The sequence below is a fragment of the Herbidospora cretacea genome (assembly GCF_001570605.1).
In the GTDB taxonomy this organism is placed as follows: domain Bacteria; phylum Actinomycetota; class Actinomycetes; order Streptosporangiales; family Streptosporangiaceae; genus Herbidospora; species Herbidospora cretacea.
In genome coordinates, this window is record NZ_BBXG01000004.1 from 111,450 (window position 1) to 131,118 (window position 19,669).

Genomic DNA, 19,669 nt, shown 5'->3' on the forward strand with positions numbered 1-19,669 from the left:
AACAGAAGGGACCCAGCGGTGAAACCCCCTGAAAGCACCATCGGACCCATGCCGTTCTCACTTTCCGCTCCGGCGTCTGTGATGTCGCCGCTGCCCGAGGGGACGGCCACGCACTGCCCGTACTGCGCCCTGCAGTGCGGCATGCACGTCACAGCAGGCACGATCACTCCGCGCGAGGACGTCCCGGCCAACCAGGGCGGACTCTGCCAGAAGGGCTGGACGGCCGGGGCCCTGCTCCGCTCCCCGCACCGCCTGACCACCCCGCTCATCCACGGCGAGCCCGCCGGATGGGACGAGGCCCTCGGGTACGCCGCCCAGCGGATCGCGCGCATCCAGGACGTCCACGGCCCCGACGCGATCGGGGTCTTCGGCGGCGGCGGGCTGACCAACGAGAAGGCCTACCTGCTCGGCAAGTTCGCCCGGGTCGCGCTGCGCACCAGCCAGATCGACTACAACGGCCGGTTCTGCATGTCGTCGGCCGCCGCGGCGTCCAACCGCGCCTTCGGGCTCGACCGGGGGCTGCCCTTTCCGATCACCGACCTGGCCGAGGCGGGGGCGGTGCTGCTGGCGGGCGGCAACGTCGCCGAGACCATGCCGCCGTTCGTGCGCCACCTCAACCCGGCCGGGCTCGTCGTCGTCGACCCGCGCGAGACCGCGACCGCCCGCCTGGCCGCGCTGCACCTGCAGAACGCGCCGGGCACCGACCTGGCGCTCGCCCTCGCGCTGCTGCACATCGCCATCGCCGACGGCCACGCCGACGCCGCCTATCTGGAGGCCCGGACGACCGGCTTCGAGGCGGTCCGCGACAGCGTGTCGGCCTGGTGGCCCGAGCGCGCCGAGCGGGTGACCGGGGTGCCGGTCGCGCTCATGCGGCGGGCCGTGGCGATGCTCGCCGAGGCCGGCAACGCCGTCGTCCTCACCGGGCGCGGCGCCGAGCAGCACGCCAAGGGCACCGACACGGTGACCGCCTACATCAACCTGGCGCTCACGCTCGGCCTGCCCGGCCGCCCCGGCTCCGGCTACGGCTGCGTCACCGGCCAGGGCAACGGCCAGGGCGGCCGCGAACACGGCCAGAAGGCCGACCAGCTCCCCGGCTACCGCAAGATCGACGACCCGGCGGCCCGCGCCCACGTCGCCGCCGTCTGGGGCGTCGACCCCGCCGACCTGCCCGGCCCCGGGAAGTCGGCCTACGAGCTGCTCGACTCCCTCGGCACCGCCGACGGGCCGAAGGGCCTGCTGCTGTTCGGCTCGAACCCGGTGGTCTCCGCACCCCGTTCCGGGCACATCGCCGGGCGGCTCGCGGCGCTCGACCTGCTGGTCGTGGCCGACCTCGTGCTCTCCGACACCGCCGAGCTGGCCACCGTCGTCCTGCCCACGGCCCAGTGGGCCGAGGAGGCCGGCACGATGACCAACCTCGAAGGGCGCGTGTCCCTGCGCCGCCGGGCCGTCGCTCCGCCCTCGGGGGTGCGGAGCGACCTGGAGATCCTCTCCGGCCTGGCCGACCGGCTCGGCCGGGGCGGCTCGTTCCCGGCCGACCCCCGCACCGTGTTCGACGAGCTGCGCCGGGCCAGCGCGGGCGGTCCGGCCGACTACTCGGGGATCACGTACGAGAAGATCGCCGCCCAGGGCGGGGTCTTCTGGCCGTGCCCCTCCGACGACCACCCCGGCACCCCCCGGATCTTCCTCGACCGCTTCCCCACGCCCGACGGGAGAGCCCGGATGGTCGCCGTCGACCACCGGCCCCCGGCCGAGGACGTCGACGCCGACTACCCCTACTACCTCACCACCGGCCGCCTGCTGGCCCACTACCAGAGCGGCGCGCAGACCCGCCGGATCGCCGACCTGAACGAGGCCGCCCCCGAGCCGTTCCTCGAACTCCATCCCGACCTGGCCGACCATCTCGGCATCCGCCCCGGCGACCTGGTCAGGGTCACCGGACGGCGGGGGGTCACCGAGGCGACGGCCCGGATCAGCGCGGCGATCCGGGCCGACACCGTTTTCCTGCCCTTCCACTGGGAGGGCGCCAACCGGCTGACCAACCCGGCCCTCGACCCGGTCTCGCGGATGCCCGAGTTCAAGGTGTGCGCGGTCAACCTCGCCGTCGTCGGCGGTGTCCGATGAGGGGCATCGTCGTGGTGGGGAACGGCATGGCCGGATCCCGCCTGGTCAGCGAGATCCGGGCCCGCGACAGGAAGACGCGGATCACCGTCTTCGGGGCGGAGGAGCGGGCGCCGTACAACCGGGTGCTGCTGTCCAACGTGCTGGCCGGCACCACCCGGGCCGACCAGGTGCGCCTGCACGCCCCCTCCTGGTACGCCGACCACGACGTCACCGCCCACCTGGGCACCGAGGTCGTCGGGGTCGACCGGGAGACCCGGTGCGTGCTGACGGCCGACGGGCGGCGCACCCCCTACAGCGTGCTGGTGCTGGCCACCGGCAGCCGTCCGGTCGTCCCGGACGTGCCCGGCGCCGAACGGGCCATCGCGTTCCGCACGATGGACGACTGCGAGCGCATCCTCGCGGCGGCGAAGGGCGCCCGGCGGGCCGTCGTGATCGGCGGCGGGCTGCTCGGCGTCGAGGCCGCGCGCGGCCTGGCCGGGCGGGGCCTGCCGGTCACGCTGCTCCACGTCAAGGGGCATCTGATGGACCGCCAGCTCGACCACGAGGCCGGGCTGGTGCTCGGCGACACCCTCGAAGGACTCGGCGTCGAGATCATGACGGGCGTCGTGGTCACCGGGATCACCGAGGGCAAGGTCGAGCTGACCAGCGGCCACGTCGAGGCCGACCTGGTCGTGGCGGCCTGCGGCGTCCGGCCGCTCACCGCCCTGGCGCACGACGCGGGCCTGCACGTCGAACGCGGGATCGTGGTGGACGACGAGATGCGCACCGACGACCCGGCGATCTTCGCCATCGGCGAGTGCGCCCAGCACGACGGCCAGGTCTACGGCCTGGTCGCGCCCTGCTGGGACCAGGCCGCCATCGTGGCCGACCTGATCACCGGCGCCGACGCGCGGGCCCGCTACCGGGGGTCGCGCCTGGTCACCCGGCTCAAGGCCAAGAGCGTCGAGCTGGCCGCGATGGGCGAGACCCACCTGACCGACGCCGACGCCGAGATCGTCCGCTTCACCCACCGGCGCGGCGGCACCTACCGCAAGCTCGTCATCCGCGACGACCGCCTGGTCGGCGCCATCCTCGTGGGCGACCCGGCGGCGGTCGGCACGCTCACCCAGCTCTTCGACCGGGGCGGGCCGCTGCCCGCCGACCGGGCCGGGCTGCTGTTCCCGGCCCTGTCCGGCGCGGTGCCGGTCAGCGCCAGCCCGGTGCGCATGCCGGACGCGGCGCAGGTCTGCCGCTGCAACAACGTGACCAAGGGACAGATCAGGGCCTGCTGGGAGGCCGGAGCGCGTGACGTCGCCGCCGTGGCGGCGGCGACCCGGGCGACCACCGGCTGTGGGAGTTGCGCCGAAACGGTCGGCGGGCTCGTGGAGTGGCTGTGCGAACAGGAAGGGGCGAGCGCATGACCCGCGTTCTCATCGTAGGCAACGGCCCGTCCGCGCAGCGGCTGGCCGAGACGCTCACGACCAAGGGCTTCACCGGAACGGTCACGATCCTGGGCGAGGAGCCCCGGGGCGCCTACGACCGGGTGGCCCTCACCTCCTACCTCACCGAGGGCCGCGACCTCGCCTACCCCGCGGTCGCGGGCGTCGAGGTCCTCACGGGAGTGAAGGCGACGTCGATCGAGCCCGAGGCCAAGACGGTCAACGGCACCATCCCCTACGACGTGCTGGTGCTGGCCACCGGCTCGGCGCCGTTCGTGCCGCCGGTCCCCGGCCGGGACCTCGACGGCTGTCACGTCTACCGGACCATCGACGACCTCGACGCCATCAGGGCGTCGGCGGCGCGGGCCACGGCGGGCGTCGTCGTGGGCGGCGGCCTGCTCGGGCTGGAGGCGGCCGACGCGCTGCGCGGGCTCGGGCTGGAGACGCACATCGTCGAGATGAGCCCGTGGCTGATGCCCCGCCAGGTCGACGAGGGCGGCGGCGCGGTGCTGAAGAGGCACGTGGAGGCCCTCGGGCTGACCGTGCACACGAGTTCCGGCGTCGCGTGCGTCGAGGGGGAGTCCCGGGTCACCGGGCTGCGCACCCCCGACGGCCTCATCGAGGCGCAGGTCGTGGTGTTCTCCGCCGGCATCCGCCCGCGCGACGAACTGGCCCGCGCGGCGGGCGTCAAGGTCGGCGAGCGCGGCGGCATCGTGGTCGACGACGGCATGCGCACCAGCGACCCCGCGATCTACGCCATCGGCGAGTGCGCGCTGCACGACGGCCAGATCTACGGCCTGGTCGCGCCGTGCATGACGATGGCCGAGACCGTCGCCGACCGCATCATGGGCGGCCAGGCGGAGTTCAAGGGCGCCGACCTGTCGACCAAGCTGAAGCTGCTCGGCGTGGAGGTCGCCCAGTTCGGCGCGATGACGGGCGCGCTCGACGTCACCTATCTCGACCCGGTCGCCGGGGTCTACAAGAAGCTGTTCGTCAGCGACGACGCCTCGACCCTGCTCGGCGGCATCTGCGTCGGCGACGCCGCGCCCTACGCCACACTGCGCCCGTTCGTCGGCGCGGCCCTGCCCGCCGCCCCGAGCGACCTGCTGTTCAGCCCGGTCGCCGTGGAGCTGCCGGGGGACGCGCCGGTCTGTTCGTGCAACGGCGTGACCAAGAACGACGTCACCACGGCCATCAAGGACGAGGGCCTCACCGACGTCGCCGGGATCAAGGCCTGCACCCGGGCCGGCACCACCTGCGGGAGCTGCATCCCGCTGCTGAAGAAGATCCTCACCGAGTCGGGCGTCGACGTCGGGACCGGGCTGTGCGAGCACTTCACGTACAGCAGGGCCGAGCTCTTCTCGATCGTGCAGGTGCGCGGGATCACCACGTTCACCCAGCTCATCGACGAGCACGGGACCGGCCGGGGCTGCGACATCTGCAAGCCCGTGGTGGCCTCGATCCTCGCCTCGCTGCACAACGGCCACGTCCTGGAGGGCGAGCACGCCACGCTCCAGGACACCAACGATCATTTCCTGGCTAACCTACAAAAAAATGGGACATATTCGATCGTGCCCCGCATCCCCGGGGGCGAGATCACACCCGAGAAACTGATCGTGATCGGCGAGGTCGCCCGCGACTTCGGCCTGTACACCAAGATCACTGGAGGCCAGCGCATCGACCTTTTCGGCGCCCGCGTCGAAGAGCTGCCGCGCATCTGGCGGCGCCTGGTCGACGCCGGGTTCGAGTCGGGCCACGCCTACGGCAAGGCCCTGCGCACGGTGAAGTCGTGCGTCGGGTCCACCTGGTGCCGGTACGGCGTCCAGGACTCGGTGACCCTCGCCATCGACCTGGAGCTGCGCTACCGGGGCCTGCGCTCGCCCCACAAGCTCAAGTCGGCGGTCAGCGGCTGCGCCCGCGAGTGCGCCGAGGCCCGTTCGAAGGACTTCGGCATCATCGCCACCGAGAAGGGCTGGAACCTCTACGTCGGCGGCAACGGCGGCTTCACCCCCCGCCACGCCGACCTGCTGGTCCAGGACGTGGACACCCCGACCCTGCTCCGCACGATCGACCGGTTCCTGATGTTCTACATCCGCACCGCCGACCGCCTCCAGCGCACCTCCGCGTGGCTGGAGAACCTCGAAGGCGGCCTCGACCGGCTCCGCGAGATCGTCATGGACGACGCGCTGGGGATCTGCGCCGACCTCGACGCCCAGATGGCCGCCCACGTCGCGACCTACGCCGACGAGTGGCGCGCCACCCTCGACGACCCGGTGAAGCTGCGCCGCTTCGTCAGCTTCGTGAACGCGCCCGGCACGCCCGACCCGTCGATCAGCTTCACCACCGAGCGCGACCAGATCAAGCCCGAGATCCTGCAGGTGACGAGCCGATGACGACGATGCCGCTGCCCCAGCGCGTGTGGACGCCCGTGTGTCCCCTTCCCGACCTGCTGCCCGAGCGCGGCGCCTGCGCCCTCGTCGAGGGAGAGCAGGTGGCCGTCTTCCGAACCCACGACGGGTCCCTGTACGCCATCGGCAACCGGGACCCCTTCAGCGGCGCCTACGTCCTTTCCCGGGGGATCGTCGGCACCAGGAACGGGGAGCCCACCGTGGCCTCCCCGATGCACAAACAGGTGTTCTCGCTCACCAGCGGGGTCTGCCTGGACGATCCCGGGACTGTGATTCCGATATTTCCGATTCGCGTCACCATGGGGATGGTTGAGGTGAGCGTCAAATGACCGCACTACTTGAAGAGGCGCAATTGGCCGCACTGGCCGAGGGGCTGTCACCAGAGACCGCGCCGAACGCTCTGGCCGGGTTCACCATCGGCGTCACCGCCACCCGCCGCCGTGAGGAGTTCTCCGCGCTGCTCGAACGCCGGGGCGCGCGCGTGGTGCGGGCGCCCGCGATCCGGCTCGTCCCTCTCTCCGAGGACGTCGACCTGATGAGCGCCACCCGCGAGTGCCTCGCCGAGCCGGTCGACGACGTGGTCGTCACCACCGGCGTCGGGTTCCGGGGCTGGGTGGCGGCGGCCGAGGGCTGGGGCCTGGCGAGCCACCTGACCGCCCGGCTGGCCGACGCCCGGCTGCTCACCCGCGGCCCCAAGGCGCGCGGCGCCGTCCGGGCCGCCGGGCTCACCGACCACTGGACCCCGGCGACCGAGTCGTGCGAGGAGGTGCTCCGGTACCTGCTGTCCCAGAACCTGCACGGCCGCCGCATCGCGATCCAGCTGCACGGCGAGCCGCTGCACGGCTTCGTCGCCGACCTGCGCGCCGCCGGGGCGACCGTCATCGAGGTTCCGGTCTACCAGTGGCTGCCCTACCGCGACACCTCACCGCTGCGCCGCCTGGTCAGCCAGGCGGCCTCGGGGGCGATCGACGCGGTGGCGTTCACCAGCGCGCCGGCCGTGCACGCCATGCTCAACGCGGCCCGCGCCGACGGGCTGGAGGACGCCCTGCTGGCGGCCTTCCGCGGGCCGGTGGTGGCGGCCTGCGTCGGGCCGGTCACCGCGCAGCCGCTGGTCGCCAAGGGCGTGCCGGTGATCCAGCCCGACCGGTCCCGGCTCGGCTCGCTGGCCCGCACCCTGGCCCGGCACCTGCCCGACAAGAGCGTCACCCGGCTCACCGCCGGCGGCCACGACCTGGAGATCCGGGGCCACGCGGTGGTCGTCGACGGCGACCTCAAGCCGCTGCCCCCGGCGCCGATGGCCGTGCTGAAGCGGCTGGCCGACCGGCCCGGACACGTCGTGGCCCGCGCCGACCTGCGGATGGTGCTGCCCGGCGGCCCGTCCCGCGACTCGGCCGAGCACGCCGTCGAGATGGCCATCACCCGGCTGCGCCGCGCCCTCGGCCCGAGCGGCATCGTCGAGACGGTCGTCAAGCGCGGCTACCGCCTGGCCTGCGACCGGGACGACGTGTGACGACTCTCGTGATGGCCGCCCACGGCGCCCGCAGCGCCGAATGGGACGCCGTCCTCGCCGGCCTGGCCGCGCGGGTGCGGCGGACCCGCCCGGGGGTGACGGCCAAGCTGGCCTTCCTGGAGCTGAGCGACCCGCCGCTGGAGCGGGTGCTCGCCGAGGTGGCGGGCCCGGTCGTGGTGGTGCCGCTGCTGCTCGCGGGGGGCTACCACGTCCACATCGACCTGCCCGAGGTGGTCGCACGGGTGCGGCCCGACGCGGTCGTCGCGGGCCCGCTGGGCCCGCACCCGCTGCTGACCTCGGTGCTGGCCCGCCGGCTGGCCGCCGCCGGGCTCCGCTCCGGCGACGCGGTGATCCTGGGCGCGGCCGGCTCGTCGGACCCCGCCGCCCTCGCCGCCGTCCGCGCGGCCGCCCGCCTCCTGTCGGTACGCCTGGCCCGCCCCGTGACGGCCGCGTTCGCGTCGACCGGCGAGCCGGGGATCGACCGGGCCCTGGCCACGATCAGGACAGGCCCCGCCCCCCGGACGGCGGTGGCCTCCTACCTGCTGGCCCCCGGCCTGTTCCACACGCGTCTGGTCGAGAGCGGGGCCGAGGTCGTCAGCGCCCCGCTGGGCGTCGACGACGACCTGGCCGCTCTGGTCTGGCACCGCCACGACGAGGCGCTCCAGGCTGCGGGTCAGGTTTCGGGTCAGGGCTCGGGTCAGGGTTCCAGGCGCAGCTCCCGGACGATGGCGTCGGCCGCCTCCGGCCGCGACGGCTCGGAGTCGGCGCCGGTGAAGATCTCGTAGTAGGCGTGCCGGAAGCAGCCGGCCAGCAGCAGCCGGGCGCTGGACTCGGGGTGCACGTCGGCCCTGACCCGCCCGAGCTCCTGCTCGCCGGCCAGGTACGCCGCGAGCGGCAGCACCTCGCCCTCGGGCCCGAGCTCCGAGTCGCGCATGGCCTGCCGGAAGCGCACCGTGAGCAGCGGCGACACGAACGCCGGCAGGGCGGCGGCCTGGATCTCCGTGTAGTAGTGGATCCCGGCCAGCGCGACCGGCCGCAGGTTCCCGCCCACGTCGCCGTGTCCCGGGCGGAGCTCGTGGAGCAGCCGGAGCCAGCCGGGCAGCCGATCTTGCAGCAGCGCGAGAAAGGTCTCCACGGCCTGGGCCGGGGTGGTGCCCCGGATCTGGGGGGTGGCCCCGCCGGTCGGCTCACCGTTCATGGCCGGCCCGCCGGTCTTCATCCGCATCGCCATGTCGAGGACACGCCGACGGGTTTCCTGAGAGGAATGGTGCGGTTGTGATGAGGGAGTTACCATTTTCGCCCTTGTGTGCGCAGTCCACAGAAGACGCTTGTGAGGAGGGAAGCGCTCATTATTACCTCACAGGGGCTATGAAGTGCGAGGAAATTGAGCATCCGGTTTCCACCGGATGAATTCTCACGGTGTCAAGCCCGGACCGCTCCGCCGGATGCCCGCCCAGACGGCGACGGCGACCGCCACCAGCAGGTCGGCGGACAGGTGGATCACCCGAACGGCACCCTCTCCGGGCCCGCGCCCCCAGCTCGCCGCCACCCGGCAGCCGTAGTCCTCGCCCGCCGACTGCAATCGTCGTCGGCGACCAGGATGCGGATCACGCGAGGATCACACCGGGACCACGGCTTCCAGCAGGAAACGGTCGCCCTCGCGGCGGGCCGTGACGTGTCCGCCGAGCGCCTCGATCCGCTCGGACAGCGCCTTCAGCCCCGTCCCGGAACCGGGGTCCGTCTCCGGGTCCGGTCGCTGGCGATCACGAGGCGGATCCCGCCGTCCTCGGCCGTCGTGGTGAGCGTGACCTCGGTGGCCGCCGAGTGGCGCAGCACGCTGGTGACCCCTTCCCGGACGACCCGGGCGAGCGCGAGCGCCGCCCGGTCGACGTGGGCGCGCTGCGGCTCGCGCAGCACCTGCAGTAGCCGGCGACGAGGGCGAACGTGAACACGACCACGGCGATCGACGACCCGGCGAGGAGAACGGCGACCGGGGTGGCGACGGCGACGTAGGCCGACCACCGGACGTGGGTCTCGAACCGTCGCGCGCTGACGGCCGGCCATTCCCCCATGAACCTCGGTCTGCCGCCGCTGACCTGAGCCTCAGCCCGAGTCGGTGCCCCGGTCGCGCCGTCGCAGGTACCGCTCGAACTCGGCCGCGATCGCGTCGCCGCTCGCCTCGGGGAGGTCGGCGGCGTCCTTGCGCTCCTCGAGCTCCTTGACGTATTCGGCCACCTCGGAGTCCTGGGCGGCCAGCTCGTCGACGCCGGTCTCCCAGGCGCGGGCCTCCTCGGGCAGGTCGCCGTAGGGCATCGGGATGTCGAGGAGGTCTTCGACCCGGCTCAGCAGGGCCAGGGTCGCCTTCGGGTTGGGCGGCTGGGCGACGTAGTGGGGGACCGAGGCCCACAGCGAGATGGTCTGGAGCCCCGAGTGGCCCAGGGTGTGCTGGAGCACGCCGATGATCCCCGTCGGGCCCTCGTACTTGGTGAGGTCGAGGTTGAGCACCCGGGCCAGGCCCGGGTCGCTGACCGAGCCCACGATGGGCACCGGCCGGGTGTGGGGGGAGTCGTTCAGCAGGGCGCCCAGGAGGAGGGCCAGCTCGATGCCGAGCTCGTGGCAGAGGCCGACGATCTCCTGGCAGAAGGTGCGCCAGCGCATGTTGGGCTCGATGCCGCGCAGCAGGACGACGTCACGCTTGGCGCCCGGCGGGCGGGCCACCAGCAGGCGGGTGGTGGGCCAGGTGATCGACCTGGTCATGCCCTCGCCCAGCTCCACGATCGGCCGCGTGACCTGGAAGTCGTAATAGTCTTCCGGGTCGAGCTCCACCAGGGGGGTGGCCTTCCACTCGGCCTCCAGGTGAGCGAGCACCGCGCTCGACGCCTCGCCCGCGTCGTTCCAGCCTTCGAACGCGGCGATCAGCACCGGGTCGACGAGCTCAGGGAGCCCTTCGAGCTCGATCAAGCCGCCTCCTCACATAGTCGTGGGGCCAGCCTAGTTGCAGTGCGCCCCCGAGCGTTATCCGTGGCCACCGATAAGCTTTACCCCCGACACGCCGTCTGCTCCCCGAGGCCGGAACTTCAATGTCTGAACAACTGCACGCCGTCCTCTTCGACATGGACGGCCTGCTGGTCGACACCGAGAAGGTGTGGGGCCTCGTCGAGGCCGAGGTCGTCGAGCGGCTCGGCGGCGAGTGGGGCCCCGAACACCAGGAGCGCCTGGTCGGCGGCTCGTGGGACACCACGGTCGCCTACATGCTCGGCCTGACCGGTTCCGACGTCGCCCCCGAGGTGGTGGGCGAGTGGCTCCTCGACGGCATGCTGACCCGGCTGGCGTCGGGGGTCGAGCCGCTGCCCGGCGCGATCGAGCTCCTCACCGAGGTCAAGGCGGCCGGGGTGCGCACCGCCCTGGTCACCGCCTCGCTGCGGCGGATGGCCGACGCCGTGCTCGCCTCGATCGGCCGCCACCACTTCGACGTGGTGGTCACCGCCGACGACGTGTCCCGCACCAAGCCCGACCCGGAGCCCTACGAACTGGCGCTGCGCCTGCTCGGCGCCGACCCCCGGCACACCGTGGTGTGCGAGGACTCGCCGAACGGCGTGGCCGCGGCCACCGCCGCCGGCTGCCACGTCATCGCGGTGCCCAACCTGCTGCCGATCACGGCGGCCCCCCGCCGCACGGTCGTCGAGTCGCTCCTCGACGTCGACCTGCCGTTCATCCGCACTCTTATCTAGGCGGCGAGCAGAGGGGCCAGGTCGGCCCGGTTGTTCACGCCCAGCTTCGTGTAGACCCGGCACAGGTGGTTGGCGACCGTCCGGGGCGACAGCACCAGCCAGTCGGCGATCTCGCGGTTGGTCAGGTTCCAGGAGGCCAGCCGGGCGACCTCGGCCTCGCGGGCGCTCAGCCCCTCGACGCGGGGGGTGGCCCCTCCGATCAGCGCGAGCCCGTCGCGCACGCCCAGCGCGGTGGCCCGCTCGCGGACCACGTGGGCGTGCAGCGGGCAGGCCAGCCGCACGCGCGGGGGAGAGGTGTCGCGCACCACGGTGACCAGGCCCCGCCGTTCCAGCAGGGTGACGGCCGCCTGGTCGGCCAGTCCGAGCAGCACGTCCAGGTCGACCGGCTCGGTGAGGGCGACCAGGTCGATCGCGGCGGTCTCGGCCGGGGTCAGCCCGGCCAGTTCGGCCTCCAGGAGATGGCGCAGCCGGGGCGGCAGGGTCAGCTCGCCGTCCCACCGCCAGACCCCGCCGTCGCGGACCATCGCGGTGCCCGGCAGCAGTTCGGTGAAGAGGCGGAGGTTGCCGCCGGTGGTGTGGTGGAGGCGGCGTACCGTCGCGATCTCGGCGGGCGCGCCCAGGGCGGCGGCGAGCAGGCGGCCGGTCTCCCGGACGGTCAGCGCCGCCAGGTCGATCCGGGTCAGCGCGCCGTCGCGCCACAGGGCCGCGATCGGCTCCGGCAGCGGGGCCCCCGCCCTGGCGGTGAGGACCGGCGTGGTCCCGTGGTGCTCGGCCAGGTGGGCGACCAGCGCGGCCGAGCTCGGGTCGAGCAGGTGGGCGTCGTCGACGGCCAGCACCGGCGGGATCGGCCCGAGGGCGCGGGCGGCCCAGACGACGGGGTTGACCGGTGTGCAGGAGGGCTCGGGTAAGAGGTGGGCGAAGGCCCCGAACGGCACGTCCACCGCGCGGGCCCGTACGGGCAGGAAGCGCAGCGGTGCGAGCGCCTCGGTGAGCAGGCGGCTGCGGCCCGACCCGGCCGGGCCCGCCACCAGCACCCCGCCCCCGTCGCGGGCCACCGCCCTGATCTGATCGACTTCGGCCATACGCCCCATGAAAGGCCACATGCCACCGACGTTAGGAAGACGGCGGCCCGGGCGGATCCGAGTGAACCCCACGGTCCCCCAGGGCTAACCCGGGGGAGTGCCTAGGGGTCGCGCCCTCCTCAGGGAGGAGCGCACGCCGGAGACCCGCGTGACAGGATGGAAATCAGGGCGTGGGCATCTGCCCCGGACGATTGAGGGGGCCGGAATGACTTTCGAACAGATCGCGTGGCTGCCGCTGTGCGTGGCGCTGACCGCCGCCGGAGTGGTGTTCGCGTTCTTCGCGTTCCGGCGCCGGGGCGCGGCGGCGGGGCTGCGGGCCACCGCGTGGGCGCTGCTGCCGCTGGCGGCTTACCTGACCGGGGCGCTGAAGACGATCTGGAACATCGTCAGCTCGATCGTCGGTTTCGTGACCGGGCTGGTGCTCTCGCCCATGGTGTGGTCGGGGGTTGCGCTGGCCGGGCTGTCCGTGATCTTGTTCCTGGTGTCGGGGGTGCTGCGGGGCCGTACGCTCCGGGTCGGCCGCAGGGCGAAGACGGGGAAGACGGAGCCCGCGGCCGTGACGACGACCGCGCCCGGCCGGCCGGCCGACGTCACCAAGCCGATGAGCCGGCCCGCCGCTCGGCCCGCCCAGCCCGTCGAGGCCAAGAACGACGATTTCTCCGACATCGAGGACATCTTGAAGAAGCGCGGCATCAATTGAGCCGGGCTCGGGAAATCTCGCATAGCGAGACCTAAGTTACTCATCAGTGCAATGTCACAGTTCCGCGACAGAACCGAAACGGGACTCCGACATTCTCTTCAAGATCAACACGAATGAGTTTCGCGTGAATCACAGTTGGGCCACATAGCGCCTACTGGGTCTTGTTTACGCAGATCAGCACATAGATTCTGCCTCCGAGACCCGCTCACCCTGTGGGTCGCATCCACATGGGAGCGCTCCGGACGCGTCGTGCTCCCGTCGGCACAACGTCGTCTGGAACCCAGGGGGCCCAACGCATGACCGCACCACTTGACGTCTCCGGTGGCGAGCTGAAAGCCACTCCGGAGTCCGTTACCGAGGGAGCGGGCGCGAAGGCGATCCAGGGGCGGTCGCTCGGCCAGATCGCCTGGATGCGTCTGAAGCGTGACAAGGTCGCCCTCACCGGTGCCGGCGTCATCATCTTCCTGATCCTCGTCGCCATCTTCGCGCCGCTGATCGTCGGCTGGTTCGGCCATCCGCCCAACCAGTTCAACCAGGACATGATCGACACGATGACGATGACGCCCAAGGGCGGCACCGGCATCAGCTGGGACTACCTGTTCGGGGTCGAGCCCGTCAACGGCCGCGACCTGTTCAGCCGGGTCGTGTACGGCGCCCGGATCTCCCTGCTCATCGCGTTCTTCGCCACCCTCCTGTCGGTGGTCATCGGCACCACCATGGGCGTCATCGCCGGTTACTTCGGCGGCTGGGTCGACACGATCATCAGCCGGCTCATGGACGTCTTCCTCGCCTTCCCCGTCCTGGTCTTCGCCATGGCGCTGGTGGGCGTGCTCGGCCAGTTCGAGACGCAGCTCCAGGTGAAGGGCGACACGCTCCGCATCCTGCTGCTGATCTTCGTCATCGGCTTCTTCAACTGGGGTTACATCGCCCGCATCATCCGGGGCCAGACCCTGTCGCTGCGCGAACGAGAGTTCGTCGACGCGTCGCGGAGCCTGGGCGCGCGGGGCCCGTACATCCTGTTCCGGGAGATCCTGCCGAACCTCATCGCGCCGATCCTGATCTACGCGACGCTGCTGATCCCGACCAACGTGCTCTTCGAGGCCGCGCTGTCGTTCCTGGGGGTGGGCATCCAGCCGCCCACCGCGACCTGGGGCGGCATGCTCGCGGCGGCCACGAAGTACTACACCGTTCCGCACTTCATGTTCTTCCCCGGCATGGCGATCTTCATCACCGTGCTCGCCTTCAACCTCTTCGGCGACGGCCTGCGCGACGCGCTCGACCCACGGTCGGGCCGCTGATCCTTTATCCCTGTTCCCCCGGCTCCTACCAACAAGGGGTTTACGAATGAAGAAGAAAGCACTGGTCGTCTCGGCCGCCGGTGCCGTCCTCGCCCTGGCCCTGTCGGCCTGTGGCGGCGGCGGAACCGAAACGCCGGCCAACGAGACCGGAGGCAACGCCTCCGCTCCCGCGGCCGGCGCGGCGGGCTTCAACGCCGGTCTCGAGAACGTGACCAACCCTTCTGACAAGAAGGGCGGCACGCTCAAGATGGCCGTCACCGAGGACTGGGACTCGGTGGACCCCGGTGACACCTACTACGGCATGTCGTGGAACCTGCTGCGCATCTACGGACGCCCGCTGGTGACCTACAACCCCGCGCCGGGCGCCAAGGGCCGTGAGCTCGTGCCCGACCTCGCCGAGAGCCTCGGCGAGATGAGCGACGAGGGCAAGACCTGGACCTACAAGCTCCGCACCGGGCTGAAGTTCGAGGACGGCACCCCGATCACGTCCAAGGACGTGAAGTACGCCGTTCTCCGCCAGCTCGACAAGGAGACGTTCGTCAACGGGCCGACCTACTTCAACGACTGGCTCGACCTGCCCAAGGACTTCAAGTCGGTCTACAAGACCCCCGACGTCAACACCGACTCGGCGATCGAGACCCCGGACGACCAGACCGTCGTCTTCCACCTGAACAAGCCCTACGCCGGTTTCGACAACTTCGCCGCGCTCCCGGCCACCGTGCCGGTCCCGCAGGCCAAGGACACCGGCATCAAGTACCGCGAGCACGTGATCGCGTCCGGTCCGTACAAGTTCGAGACCGTCGAGGCCGGCAAGCAGTACACCCTGGTCCGCAACGACCAGTGGGACCCGGCGACCGACCCGATCCGCAAGGCGCTCCCGGACAAGTACGAGATCTCCCTGGGCGTCGAGGGCAACGACCTCGACAACCGGATCATCTCCGGCGACCTGCACGTCGACATCGCGGGCACCGGTGTGCAGCCGGCCGCCCTCGCCTCGGTCACCACCGACCCGGCGCTGAAGGAGCGGGCCGACAACCCGGTCACCGCGCGCACCTGGTACATCTCGATCATCGGTGACGTCCCGCCGCTCGACAACATCGAGTGCCGCAAGGCCGTCATCTACGCCGCCGACCGCACCGGCCTCCAGACCGCCTACGGCGGCCAGTACGCGGGCGACATCGCCACCTCGGTGATGCCCCCGGCCATCGGCGGCTGGAAGAAGATCGACCTCTACCCGACCGGCGCCGGCGACGAGGCCAAGGCCAAGGAGGCGCTCGCCGCCTGTGGCCAGCCCAACGGCTTCGAGACCACGATGACCTTCCGCTCCGACCGTCCCAAGGAGGTCGCGGCCGGCGAGTCGATGCAGCAGGCGCTCGCCAAGGTCGGCATCAAGCTCACCCTGAAGGGCTTCCCGACCTCGGAGTACTACACCGCCTACGCCGGCAAGCCCGCCTACACCAAGGCCAACGGCATCGGCCTGGCCACCAACGGCTGGGGCGCCGACTGGAACGACGGCTTCGGCTTCCTGTCGCAGATCATCGACAGCCGCACCATCCGTGAGGCCGGCAACTACAACCTCTCGGTCAAGGACCCCGCGGTCGACGCCCTCGTCGACCAGGCCTTCGCCGAGCAGGACACCGCCAAGCGCGACGCGATCTGGGGCCAGGCCGACCAGAAGGTCATGGAGGGCGCCTACGTCCTCCCGGCCGTCTACGCCAAGGGTCTGCTGCTGCGGGGCAAGGGCGTGACGAACCAGTTCATCACCGGCGCCTTCGACATGTACGACTACCTGGCGCTCGGCGTCCAGTAATCCGGCCTTAGTTCGGCAGGCAGGGGGCCGGTCCGGCCGGACCGGCCCCCTTTGCCGAGGGGGGACAGTGGTCACCTATATCATCCGGCGCCTGATCGGCGCCCTGGCCATGCTGTTCATTGTCAGCGCGGTCACTTTCTCGATCTTCTTCGTGGTGCCCCGCCTGGCGGGCGTCACGGCCGACGACATCGCCAACCGCTACGTCGGCCGCGCGGCCACCGCCGAGACCGTGGTCGCCGTCGCGGAGAAGCTCGGGCTGCACGACCCCGTCGTGGTCCAGTACGGCCGATGGGTGAAGGGCATCTTCGTCGGCGCCGAGTACGACTACGGCACGGGCGTCGAGTTCTGTCCCGCCCCCTGCTTCGGCTACTCGTTCGTCACCAAGCAACCGGTCTGGCCGGACCTGATGGACCGGCTGCCCGTGACTCTGTCCCTGGCCGCGGGCGCCTCGGTCATCTGGCTGGTGGTCGGCGTCTCGGTCGGCGTGCTGTCGGCGCTGCGCAGAGGCTCGGTCTTCGACCGGGGAGCGATGATCATCGCCTTGGCGGGCGTCTCGCTGCCGCCGTTCTTCACCGGTCTGGTGGCGCTGTCGATCCTCTCGTACGGTCTGGGCATCACCGCCCCGGGCGGCGCCTACGTGCCGTTCTCGGAGGATCCCGTCCAGTGGGCCTACAGCCTCATCCTGCCGTGGCTCACCCTGGCGTTCCTCAACGCGGCGGCCTACGCCCGGCTCACCCGTGCCGGCATGCTCGACACGATGGGTGAGGACTACATACGCACCGCCAGAGCCAAGGGCCTGAAGGAACGGGTGGTCATCGGCAAGCACGGCCTGCGGGCCGCGCTGACCCCGATCGTCACCATCTTCGGCCTCGACGTCGGCATCCTGGTCGGCGGCGCCATCCTGACGGAGAACGCCTTCTCCCTCCAGGGCCTCGGCAAGTACGCCACCACCGCCATCGCGGCCCAGGACCTGCCCAAGATCATGGGCTTCACCATGCTGGCCGCGTTCTTCATCGTCGTGGCCAACCTCATCGTCGACCTGCTCTACGCGGTCGTGGACCCGAGGGTGCGGCTGTCATGACCTTCCTCCAGCTCAAGGATCTGAAGATCCACTTCCCGACCGACGACGGCCTGGTCAAGTCGGTCGACGGCCTGTCGTTCAACCTCGAACGCGGCAAGACGCTCGGCATCGTGGGCGAGTCGGGGTCGGGCAAGAGCGTCACCTCGCTCGGCATCCTCGGCCTGCACAAGGGCGGCCGGGCGAAGATCTCCGGCGAGGTCTGGCTCGACGGGGAGGAGCTCGTCTCCGCCTCCCAGGAGCACGTCCGCACGCTGCGCGGCAAGAAGATGTCGATGATCTTCCAGGACCCGCTGTCGGCGATGCACCCCTACTACACGGTGGGGGACCAGATCATCGAGGCGTACCGGATCCACAACGACGTCCCGAAGAAGGTCGCCAAGAAGCACGCGATCGACATGCTCGGCCGGGTCGGCATCCCGCAGCCCGACCGCCGCGTCGACAGCTACCCGCACGAGTTCTCCGGCGGCATGCGCCAGCGCGCGATGATCGCGATGGCCCTGTCGTGCGACCCCGAGCTGCTGATCGCCGACGAGCCGACCACCGCGCTCGACGTGACCGTCCAGGCGCAGATCCTCGACCTGATGCGCGACCTGCAGCGCGACTTCAACGCCGCGCTGATCATCATCACCCACGACCTGGGCGTGGTCGCCGAACTGTCCGACGACATCCTGGTCATGTACGGCGGCAAGTGCATCGAGTACGGCTCCGCCGACGACATTTTCGAGCGGCCCGAGCACCCCTACACCTGGGGTCTACTGGGGTCCATGCCCCGCCTCGACCGCGAGGTGACCGAGCGGCTGCTGCCGATCAAGGGCAGCCCGCCCTCGCTCATCAACGTGCCGTCCGGCTGCGCCTTCCACCCGCGCTGCGCCTTCGAGCCGCGCACCGGCGGCAAGGGCAGCACGCTGGTGCCCGACCTGGGCGAGACCGAGGGCGGCCACCTGGTGCGCTGCCACCTCCCCCGGGAGGAGCGGCGGGCCATCTGGGCCACCGAGATCAAGCCGAAGCTGGAGTCCTGATGACCGAATCGATCCTCTCCGTCCAGGGGCTGGAGAAGCACTTCCCGGTCACCAAGGGCCTGTTCAAGACCCAGGTCGGCGCGGTCAAGGCGGTCGACGGCATCAGCTTCGACGTCCGCAAGGGCGAGACGCTGGGCCTGGTGGGCGAGTCGGGCTGCGGCAAGACGACCACGGGCCGCCTGATCACCCGGCTGATCGAGCCGACCGGCGGGAAGATCACCTTCGAGGGTCACGACATCACGCACATGAAGCAGGGCAGGCTCCGCCCGCTCCGGCGTGACATGCAGATGATCTTCCAGGACCCGTACAGCTCCCTCAACCCCCGCCACACCGTCGGGGCCATCGTCGGGGCGCCGTTCCGGATCCAGGGCATCCAGACCGAGCAGGGGACGAAGAAGGCCGTCCAGGAGATCCTCGAACTGGTCGGGCTGAACCCGGAACACTACAACCGCTACCCCCACGAGTTCTCCGGCGGCCAGCGGCAGCGCATCGGCATCGCCCGCACGCTCGCCCTGAAGCCCAAGCTGATCATCGCCGACGAGCCGGTCTCGGCCCTCGACGTGTCGATCCAGGCCCAGGTCGTCAACCTGCTGGAAGACCTGCAGAACGAGCTCGACCTGACCTACGTGGTGATCGCCCACGACCTGTCGGTCGTGCGGCACATCTCCGACCGGGTCGCGGTCATGTACCTCGGCAAGATCGTCGAGGTCGCCGACCGCAAGGACCTGTACGCCTCGCCGATGCACCCGTACACCAACGCGCTGCTGTCGGCCGTGCCGATCCCCGACACGCGCCAGCGCGAGAACCGCGAGCGCATCCGCCTGACCGGCGACGTCCCCTCGCCGCTCAACCCGCCGCCCGCCTGCCGCTTCCACACGCGCTGCTGGAAGGCCCAGGAGGTCTGCAAGACCCAGGAACCGCCCCTGGCGGAACTGGCGCCGGGCCACGCGGTCGCCTGCCACTTCCCGGAGAACGCCCCGGCGAAGACCGAGGCCCCGGCGACGGTGGCCTAGGAGCCGGCCGCCCGCCTCCCGAGCGGGCGGCCCGCCAGGTCCTCGACGACCTCCTGGTAGGCGGTCCGGAGGTTGATCAGGAACACCCGCCCGTCGGGCAGCTCCACGCGCACGCGAGCGCTGGCCCCGAGCTTCAGCACACCCCTGCCCGGCCAGTCGACGGTGACGACCGCGCCCTCACGGGGGAACGAGCACTCCACGGAGCCGGGAAGGGGATGGAACGCCACCCGGTCCCGGTGAACCGTCAGGAAACCGATCTGCCAGCCCTCGTGCGGTGCCGCGTCACCCACCGGCGGGAAGCCGTGCGCCGCGCCGTGGACCGTCACCGCTCCGTCGGGGTGGCGCAGCGGGACGGGCAGACCCGGCAGGAGGCCGAGCCGGACCAGGACGTGCTGGACGGCGGCCAGAGGCAGCGCCCACGCCAGGATCAGCGTGTACCGCAGCCGTCGGCGCCAGGGCATCCTCGGCATCGCCACCC

Annotated in this window: 18 protein-coding genes; 13 read left to right on the forward strand and 5 right to left on the reverse strand. The window is 71.4% G+C overall.

The window, feature by feature from the left end:
* Positions 1–48 precede the first annotated feature (48 nt).
* From AW270_RS08645 to AW270_RS08670, 6 genes are read left to right on the forward strand one after another with little or no spacing between them, the layout of a single operon-like run.
* On the forward strand, positions 49–2,121 hold the full coding sequence (locus tag AW270_RS08645; RefSeq protein ID WP_082801412.1) for a molybdopterin oxidoreductase family protein: 2,073 nt from the start codon (positions 49–51) through the stop codon (positions 2,119–2,121).
* The gene (locus tag AW270_RS08650; protein WP_061292628.1) at positions 2,118–3,521 is read left to right on the forward strand and encodes an FAD-dependent oxidoreductase; all 1,404 of its coding nucleotides are present in this window, start codon (positions 2,118–2,120) and stop codon (positions 3,519–3,521) included. The genes AW270_RS08645 and AW270_RS08650 overlap by 4 nt, the downstream gene beginning before the upstream one ends.
* Positions 3,518–5,932 (forward strand): nitrite reductase large subunit NirB, encoded by a 2,415-nt coding sequence (nirB, locus tag AW270_RS08655; protein WP_061292630.1) that lies wholly within the window; start codon positions 3,518–3,520, stop codon positions 5,930–5,932. The genes AW270_RS08650 and nirB overlap by 4 nt, the downstream gene beginning before the upstream one ends.
* A complete protein-coding gene (nirD, locus tag AW270_RS08660) occupies positions 5,929–6,276 on the forward strand; it encodes a nitrite reductase small subunit NirD (RefSeq protein WP_061292631.1) in 348 nt (115 codons plus the stop codon). Before nirB ends, nirD begins: the two co-directional genes overlap by 4 nt.
* Entirely contained in the window at positions 6,273–7,457 is a 1,185-nt protein-coding gene (locus AW270_RS08665; protein WP_061292632.1) for a uroporphyrinogen-III synthase, read from the forward strand. The genes nirD and AW270_RS08665 overlap by 4 nt, the downstream gene beginning before the upstream one ends.
* Positions 7,454–8,242 (forward strand): sirohydrochlorin chelatase, encoded by a 789-nt coding sequence (locus AW270_RS08670; RefSeq protein WP_063819145.1) that lies wholly within the window; start codon positions 7,454–7,456, stop codon positions 8,240–8,242. The genes AW270_RS08665 and AW270_RS08670 overlap by 4 nt, the downstream gene beginning before the upstream one ends.
* On the opposite strand, the gene AW270_RS08675 is transcribed toward AW270_RS08670, so the two are convergent.
* The 3 genes from AW270_RS08675 to AW270_RS08685 form a co-directional block, all read right to left on the reverse strand.
* Positions 8,155–8,688, reverse strand: a complete 534-nt coding sequence (locus AW270_RS08675; protein WP_061292634.1) for a hypothetical protein — start codon at positions 8,686–8,688, stop codon at positions 8,155–8,157. The genes AW270_RS08670 and AW270_RS08675 overlap by 88 nt on opposite strands.
* 482 nt (positions 8,689–9,170) lie before the next feature.
* Positions 9,171–9,374, reverse strand: a complete 204-nt coding sequence (locus tag AW270_RS08680; RefSeq protein ID WP_061292635.1) for a hypothetical protein — start codon at positions 9,372–9,374, stop codon at positions 9,171–9,173.
* 186 nt (positions 9,375–9,560) lie between these two features.
* On the reverse strand, positions 9,561–10,418 hold the full coding sequence (locus AW270_RS08685; RefSeq protein ID WP_061292637.1) for a PAC2 family protein: 858 nt from the start codon (positions 10,416–10,418) through the stop codon (positions 9,561–9,563).
* A gap of 119 nt (positions 10,419–10,537) precedes the next feature.
* On the opposite strand from AW270_RS08685, the gene AW270_RS08690 reads away from it, so the two are divergent.
* Positions 10,538–11,188 carry an HAD family hydrolase gene (locus AW270_RS08690; protein WP_061292639.1) on the forward strand — a complete coding sequence of 217 codons (651 nt, stop codon included), beginning with the start codon at positions 10,538–10,540 and terminating at the stop codon, positions 11,186–11,188.
* Here AW270_RS08690 and AW270_RS08695 read toward each other — a convergent pair.
* Positions 11,185–12,270, reverse strand: coding sequence for a helix-turn-helix transcriptional regulator (locus AW270_RS08695; protein ID WP_061292641.1), 1,086 nt, complete (start codon positions 12,268–12,270; stop codon positions 11,185–11,187). The two genes, AW270_RS08690 and AW270_RS08695, sit on opposite strands and share 4 nt — an antisense overlap.
* 205 nt (positions 12,271–12,475) lie before the next feature.
* Between AW270_RS08695 and AW270_RS08700 the strand changes: the two genes are divergently transcribed.
* The 6 genes from AW270_RS08700 to AW270_RS08725 all read left to right on the forward strand — a co-directional run bounded on the left by AW270_RS08700 (position 12,476) and on the right by AW270_RS08725 (position 19,191).
* The gene (locus AW270_RS08700) at positions 12,476–12,970 is read left to right on the forward strand and encodes a hypothetical protein (protein WP_061292643.1); all 495 of its coding nucleotides are present in this window, start codon (positions 12,476–12,478) and stop codon (positions 12,968–12,970) included.
* A gap of 296 nt (positions 12,971–13,266) precedes the next feature.
* Positions 13,267–14,268: an ABC transporter permease gene (locus AW270_RS08705; RefSeq protein WP_061292645.1), complete on the forward strand. Its 1,002-nt coding sequence runs from the start codon at positions 13,267–13,269 to the stop codon at positions 14,266–14,268.
* 46 nt (positions 14,269–14,314) lie between these two features.
* Positions 14,315–16,078: an ABC transporter substrate-binding protein gene (locus AW270_RS08710; RefSeq protein WP_061292647.1), complete on the forward strand. Its 1,764-nt coding sequence runs from the start codon at positions 14,315–14,317 to the stop codon at positions 16,076–16,078.
* 67 nt (positions 16,079–16,145) lie between these two features.
* Complete coding sequence (locus tag AW270_RS08715) at positions 16,146–17,159, forward strand: ABC transporter permease (protein WP_061292649.1); 1,014 nt, start codon at positions 16,146–16,148, stop codon at positions 17,157–17,159.
* A complete protein-coding gene (locus AW270_RS08720) occupies positions 17,156–18,178 on the forward strand; it encodes an ABC transporter ATP-binding protein (RefSeq protein ID WP_061292651.1) in 1,023 nt (340 codons plus the stop codon). Before AW270_RS08715 ends, AW270_RS08720 begins: the two co-directional genes overlap by 4 nt.
* Positions 18,178–19,191, forward strand: a complete 1,014-nt coding sequence (locus AW270_RS08725) for an ABC transporter ATP-binding protein (protein ID WP_061292654.1) — start codon at positions 18,178–18,180, stop codon at positions 19,189–19,191. Before AW270_RS08720 ends, AW270_RS08725 begins: the two co-directional genes overlap by 1 nt.
* Here the strand turns inward: AW270_RS08725 and AW270_RS08730 are convergent.
* Entirely contained in the window at positions 19,188–19,661 is a 474-nt protein-coding gene (locus tag AW270_RS08730) for a hypothetical protein (protein ID WP_157521777.1), read from the reverse strand. The two genes, AW270_RS08725 and AW270_RS08730, sit on opposite strands and share 4 nt — an antisense overlap.
* Between the last annotated feature and the right edge of the window lie 8 nt (positions 19,662–19,669).